At 75.0% G+C, this 2000-nt stretch carries 2 protein-coding genes; one reads left to right on the forward strand and one right to left on the reverse strand.

Annotated elements, in window-relative coordinates; all coding sequences use genetic code 11:
* A partial coding sequence (locus G3I40_RS22750) for an ROK family protein (RefSeq protein WP_164303985.1) occupies window positions 1-789 on the reverse strand: 789 nt, incomplete at its 3' end.
* A 170-nt stretch (window positions 790-959) separates the two neighbouring features.
* Between G3I40_RS22750 and G3I40_RS22755 the strand changes: the two genes are divergently transcribed.
* The coding region (locus G3I40_RS22755; protein WP_239091896.1) for a hypothetical protein at window positions 960-2000 on the forward strand (1041 nt) is incomplete at its 3' end.

Here is a 2000-nt window from a genome sequence, read left to right on the forward strand (position 1 = left end):
GTACGAGCCGCAGCGGCACAGGGCGTCCGCGCCCTCGGGGACGCGGATGTGCCCGATGTCGCCCGCGCCGCCGTCGATGCCGCGGTAGATGGACCCCGCCACGACCACGCCCGCGCCTATGCCCGTGGAGACCTTGACCAGGGCGAAGGCGTGGCAGTCGGGGTGGGCCGCGCGCTGCTCCCCGTACGCCATGAGGTTGGCGTCGTTGTCGACGAGGACCGGCACGTCGGGCGCGGTCCCCGCGTGCTCGGCGGCGGCGCGGGCGAGGCGGCCTCTTATGTCGTAGCCGTCCCAGCCGGGCATGATCGGGGGCTGTATGACGCGGCCCGTGGCGCTGTCGACCGGGCCCGGCACCGCCAGGCCCATGCCGCACACCCGGTCCGCACGGCGGTCCGCCTCCTTGAGCAACTCGCCGAACCAGACCGCGAGTCGGGGCAGGACCGCCTCCGGCCCCTCCTCGACGGTGAGGGGGCCGGTGCGCTCGGCCAGCACCTCGCCGGAGAGGGTCAGGACGGCGACGCGGGCGCGGTGGGTGTCGAGGTCGGCGGCGAGCACGACCGCGTGTCCGTCGTCGAACTCCAGGTGGATCGAAGGGCGGCCGCCCAGGCGCGAGTTGACGGGTCCGGCCGCGCCCTCGCGCAGCCACCCGGCGCGGAAGAGCCGGTCGAGGCGCTGGCCGACCGTGGCCCGGGACAGGCCCGTGACCTCCTGGAGGGCGCCTCGTGTCGTCGCCCGTCCGCTGCGCACCAGGTGCAGCAGTTCACCGGCGCTCGCCTGGTTCCCCGACATGGCCGCCAACCCCCTTGCGTTCATCAACTGCGCGTTACATTCTAGGTTTTGCGTGTTAAGCAGACGTAACCTTATGCTGCATGGCGCGTAACCGGCAGCCTGCGGGAGTCCATGTGGAGCACACGACCGAGCGGCCCCGGACCACGGTCCGCGCGGCGCCACGGGAGCCGCTGCGCGACCGCGCCGCCCGCGTCCTCGCCGCGAACTGGACGGGCGCCTCGACGGTCCCCTCGCGCACCCTGTACCCGCACCAGTGGTCGTGGGACTCGGCGTTCATCGCGATCGGCCTGCGTCACGTCTCCCCCTTGCGCGCCCAGTCGGAACTGGAGACCCTGCTCGCCGCCCAGTGGGGCGACGGCCGCATCCCGCACATCGTGTTCAACCCTGCCGTCCCGCTGGACGCCTACTTCCCCAGCCCCGACTTCTGGCGCTCCTCCGTCGCGGGACGGGCGGCGGGCGCCCCGCAGCACGTCCAGACCTCGGGCATCGTGCAGCCGCCCGTGCACGCGCTCGCCGCATGGCTGGTGCACCGCGCCGACCCGGCGCTCTCCCGCTCCCGCGCCTTCCTGGCCCGCGTGTACCCGGGCCTCGCCGCCTGGCACCGCTACCTCCTGCACCGCCGCGACCTGGGCGGCGGCGGGCTCGTCTCGGTCGTCCACCCGTGGGAGCAGGGCATGGACAACAGCCCGTGCTGGGACGCCCCGTTGGGACGCGTGACGCCTGCCGCGGCCCGCACGTTCCGGCGGGCCGACCTGGAGCACGGCGCGGCCGACGACCGGCCGACGGACGCCGACTACGGGCGGTACGTACGGCTGGCGACGGACTACCGCGACGGCCGGTACGCCGACGGGCACGGGCAGTTCGCGGTCGAGGACCCCTCCTTCAACGCCCTGCTGGCCGCCTCGGAGCACGCGTTGGCGCGTATCGCCTGCGAGTTGGGGGCGGCGGGGACGGCGCGGCACGCGCGGGCCGAGCGGCTGACGTCGGCGCTCGTCGCGCGGCTGTGGGACCCGGTGGCGGGCATGTTCTTCTGCCGCGACCTGCGCGGCGGCGCCCTCGTGCCGGAGTACGGGGTCTCCGGGCTGATCCCGCTGATCCTGCCCGCGCTGCCGCGCGAGGTGGTGACGGCGCTGGTCCGCACCGCGCGCGGCCCGCACTTCGGCCTCGGCGGCCGGGTGCGCCTCGCGCCGAGCTACGACCTGTCGGGGCCC

It is taken from the genome of Streptomyces sp. SID14478 (genome assembly GCF_010548525.1).
GTDB lineage: Bacteria > Actinomycetota > Actinomycetes > Streptomycetales > Streptomycetaceae > Streptomyces.